The sequence below is a fragment of the Waterburya agarophytonicola KI4 genome, assembly GCF_020640915.1.
Classification (GTDB): domain Bacteria; phylum Cyanobacteriota; class Cyanobacteriia; order Cyanobacteriales; family Xenococcaceae; genus Waterburya; species Waterburya agarophytonicola.
Genome location: NZ_JADWDC010000126.1, coordinates 1 through 4697, shown reverse-complemented (window position 1 = coordinate 4697; position 4697 = coordinate 1). Strand labels below are relative to the sequence as shown.

Here is a 4697-nt window from a genome sequence, read left to right as displayed (position 1 = left end):
AAACGAAACTTTTGTCAAGTACATTTTATACAAAATAAGATGAGCTTACCCTGAATTTAATTGCTGACTAAATATTTTTGTACAGTAAAAATATGAGTAAAACGTGAGTATTTTTTTTGTTTCAGATTTTTTACTAGCAAAAGAGAATAAACTCACAATTTCTTCAATTTTCTTGGTGTCGACTGAAATTAATGGCTGATTTCCTAGCTGAAAACTTTTTACTTTATCATTAAATTTAGTTCTGATCTTCTCGATTATTGACATTTTGAAAAAAAATAACTATTTAGTTATTAAAGGGTGTCATCAATTGACAACACCCTTTAGTTGAAGACCGCCGAGAAAGCCAGAAAACAATCCTAGCCACAGTGGAAACAAAGGATAATGATAGAAGGAAGATTGAAACAGACTAACTGTCAAAATACTTAAAGACGAGAAAGAAATACCCAAGTAAAGAGTAGAGTTAGACAGAGAATTATAACTGACTAAAAATTTCATAACAGGAATCAAAATGAAATAAAAAATAGTAGCTATACATAATAAAGTAACGATCGCACCACCATCAGCAAATAATTGCAAAATAAAGTTATGACCATGATTTACCCCTCCATATCTTGCTTTTAACTGTTGCTCGCAGAGGGCAGACGTTTTATCTATTCCCCATCCCGACCAAGGCTTTTCTAAACCTAGTTTCCAGTAACATTGATATATATAAGTTCTATATAGGTTAGTGCTGTTGGTTATGTTGATAAATCTGGTAATAAAGACAAATTTAGCAAAAATCAATTTATATAAAATACTTGCTAATCCCAAAAAAGCAAATGAATAGAAGAATATAGCCTTGATTGGTAAACAATTGAAATCATCTTTAATTGATTTTTTTAACAGAGTTTTAAAATGTAAAAATAAGATCGAGACAATTAATATTATACTAGTATACAGAGAGCTTCTAGAGCCTGAAGATATAAGCATTGTCAAGCAAAAAAACAATGATATTATCCCTAATAAAGATAATATTTGATTGATTATTTTATGATTATTTGTAATTTCCAGATCTACGCTACAAAATTGGGATATCAAGAGGCAGATAATTAAAGGCAGACAAATAGCACAATAAATTCCTAGCCCATTAGGATTATAAAATCCCCAACTGTTTCTAAACTGAAAATTTGCCCTGGCATAGTGAAAGATAAATACAATTATTGGACTTAAACTTATAGCCGAACATACTAGATCGCATTCATATTTCTTGAGGGGATAAAGTTTGATAATTAAGGTGGTAATAGCAACCCATAAATAATCATAATAGGATACAGGATAAAAATGAATACGTGATTCTAGATAAAAATCTGCCATAGCGATCGCGATCGCTATGGATAAAGCTATTTTAATCAAATGAGTTGATTTATCCTGTTGATAACTTAATTCTTGCCCATCGAAAAATAAGATTCTCATTACCAAAAAACAGGTAAAACAAACAAGAGAAATTTTCAAAGAAATGGGAAACACTAGACAAGAAACAATCAAATAAATACTGTCTTGCTTCAGTAAATTAATTGATAACTTTGGCATTAAAACCCTGGGCAAATAGTAATTATAAGAGAATCATACACTTAAGTAGTATTATTGCTGAGTATGAGTGACAAAATGAAATCTTCTGAGTTAAACTTGTTCGCTTCCTTAATTAATTAATTACTACCAGGATTGATATCTTCAGTCATAACTTTAAGACGGACAATACGATCGCCTTCTTCGTCTAAAGGCACTTCAATAATTTCTCCCGTCAAAGACTCCAAACAAGTTAAAAGCGATCGCAAGTGAGGATTGGAAGCCCCTGTCTCTACATACAGGCGATCGGCAACATTACTCATCCGTTTCCAGGTAGTATAAAGTTTTCCTACGGTTTGTTCTAAAGTAGTCGCTTGTTTTACTAGATCCGCAGCAGTATTAATACAATCTAATCTTAAGGCTTCTTCTAATGCCATTTCCATATCTACGGCTTTATCCCGCAGGGTTTGTACCTGGGCAGCAGCATCGAGATATTTAGCCAAATTCTTGGCTTCGGTGGTCATCATTTTGACCGTATCAATATCGGGACTTTCGGCAATTTCCCGCTTAATTTCAATCAAATGGGAATCGGGTAGTTTTTCCATTTCCCTTACCAATGGGGCTAAGTGACGGGCGGGTAGAGAGCCTTCTGCTGCCTTTTCCTTAATTTCATCAGGTAATAATTCCGAACTCATAGCCGTCCATTCATCGGCAAGTTGTTTTACTTCCCTGCGGGTAATGCGATCGCCTTTTTGGGCTGCCTCGCTAACTAATTGTTGAATTTCTGGGGCAGAATTTGCCGTCTCTACAAATGCCCGCTTGCTGAAATTATTAATACTATCTGGATCTAACATTCCATCCGCCAACAAAGTATCCGCGCTGTTTGCTAACTGAATCAAAGCATAAGCCTGAGACTTAGTAATTTCGCGATCCTTAAGCCAGTTCAAAAAGCCCGCGCCCCTACCTTCACCACCTTTCTTTTCGCGATCGCGAATCGAACGCAAGACTCGCCCCCGCCAAATATCTGTCTGTAAATCAAAGCGATCGCAGATCTGCCAAATATTGTCTAATCGATTTTGAAAATCCGACTCCCTAATCTCTTCATCTTCAGGATCGGGCAAATCGAAATTAAAATCGGCGGGAATTTCTAAAGCTGCAACAATATCTTCATTCGAGACTTCGTTGCCATTAACTACGGTCACTTCATTCATGCGGGGCAATAGCAATATATATTAATTATTAATAAAAGCAGGTTATCACAGATAGTCATAGCTTCAATTGGTGTTTTAGTCGCAATACTTGACTTGATCAGTTTAGATCTGTCCAAAAGACAACTGATGCGATCGCATGATTGAAATTACTTCAAAGCGATCGCTTTTTTTAGAGCTTAAATTCAAGAGATCGAATCTAATCTCCCAAACAAATACCCAAACCTCTAGCGGTTTTAACCAAAGTACCTTCAGGATCTACCGCACAATAATCTTTGATAGCATCGGCAATAGGAACACTAGTGACCATGCGATCGTGCCAAGCAACCATGCGATCGTATTTCTCTTCAGCAATTAAATTAACCGCTGCTACCCCAAACGCAGAAGCCAGGATGCGGTCTAAAGGAGATGAAATCCCTCCTCGTTGAGTGTGACCCAAAACCGTTACTCTTGTTTCCGCACCGCTTTTTTCGGTAATTTGTTCGGCTAAATATTGACCAATACCGCCAAGACGACAATCAGCAAAATGACCTTGTTCTAATACGTCTCCCGACTCCGTACACACAGCTTCTGAGACTACGGCGATCGAGTAATCTTGTCCCCTGGCTTGTCTTTTTTTAATGTGATCGCAAATATTTTCAATTTTATAAGAAATTTCAGGAATCATAATTATATTTGCCCCTCCTGCAATGCCTGCATTGAGGGCTATATGTCCCGCATCTCTCCCCATTACTTCAAGAATCAGAACCCGACTATGACTGGCTGCGGTAAAGTGTAAGCGATCGATCGCTTCTGTAGCAATATTAACCGCTGTATCAAAACCAATAGAACGCTCGGTAATACCTACATCATTATCAATCGTCTTGGGAATACCGATAAGATTGATTCCTCCTTGTTGGGCTAGCTTTCGTAGGATAGCTAGGCTACCATCTCCCCCAATACCAATCAAAGCGTCTAAATCTAGCTGATTATATCCTTCAATAATCTCTGTCGAACGATCTACGACTGTACCGTCAGACATGGGGAAAGCAAAAGGATCTCCCTTATTGGTTGTGCCTAAAATTGTACCTCCCATCGTCAAAAGGCTATCAACTTTAGTAATATCCAAAGGCATTGCTTCAGGAGGGCGAGTCATCAAACCATGAGTCGCCTTACAAATTCCTAAAACTTCCCAACCGTAGACATCAACTGCACATCGAGTTACCGCCCTAATAACGGCATTTAAACCCGCACAGTCGCCACCACTGGTTAAAATACCAATTCGCTTTCTTTCTGGCATTGTGATTAGACTTAATTTAGCTACGTTCTAATTTTTCTGCCTAATGGTTACAAAAGATGCAAAATTAAACAAATTTCTAGAATCGACGATCGCCGTTTAGATCTCAACCTGCCAGAATTTGGCATCTATTTAACTTCAAGTTAAACAGATGCTTGATTTAGAAGAAATCCTGCCGTTGGTGAGTGCGTAATGCCAAAAGCCTTAAAATGAGATGATAAACTCTCCTCTAAAACAAAAGAACTCTTGCATAAATATTTTATGTTACAATAGTAATTTAACTTTTTTTTGCTAAAAATGAAATATTGGAAAGCTCGTAAACTTTCTGCCAGAAAATTTAAGCGTTTTTGTGGAATTGAACGTAAAACTTTTCCCTTGATGGTTAGATTAGTTAAAGCACAACAAAAATTCAAGAAAAAACCTGGTTGCCCAAGCAAATTAGTTGTTGAAGACCAGATTTTAATAGCCTTACAATATTGGCGAGAATATCGAACTTATTTTCATATAAGTCTTGATTGGAAAGTGTCTGAGTCCACTGTATTTCGTTTAGTAAGAAAAATCGAAAATATCTTAATTAAATCTCGAAAATTCAGTCTGCCAGGAAAGAAAAAACTATTAAGGGAGTTCCAAATTAAAAATCGTGCCATAATTAAACAGAATTATAAAAA

Annotated in this window: 4 protein-coding genes; 1 reads left to right on the top strand and 3 read right to left on the bottom strand. The window is 36.5% G+C overall.

The annotated features are described in order from the left end of the window. Positions 1-303 precede the first annotated feature (303 nt). From I4641_RS23245 to I4641_RS23235, 3 genes are all read right to left on the bottom strand, one after another. The gene (locus I4641_RS23245; protein ID WP_229642964.1) at positions 304-1452 is read right to left on the bottom strand and encodes an O-antigen ligase family protein; all 1149 of its coding nucleotides are present in this window, start codon (positions 1450-1452) and stop codon (positions 304-306) included. A gap of 233 nt (positions 1453-1685) precedes the next feature. Then, on the bottom strand, positions 1686-2756 hold the full coding sequence (locus tag I4641_RS23240; protein WP_229642963.1) for a hypothetical protein: 1071 nt from the start codon (positions 2754-2756) through the stop codon (positions 1686-1688). Between the two features lie 196 nt (positions 2757-2952). Continuing rightward, on the bottom strand, positions 2953-4032 hold the full coding sequence (locus tag I4641_RS23235) for an ATP-dependent 6-phosphofructokinase (protein ID WP_229642962.1): 1080 nt from the start codon (positions 4030-4032) through the stop codon (positions 2953-2955). Between the two features lie 294 nt (positions 4033-4326). Between I4641_RS23235 and I4641_RS23230 the strand changes: the two genes are divergently transcribed. Further along, positions 4327-4697, top strand: a 371-nt coding sequence (locus I4641_RS23230; RefSeq protein ID WP_229642961.1) for a helix-turn-helix domain-containing protein, incomplete at its 3' end; no start/stop codon positions are given.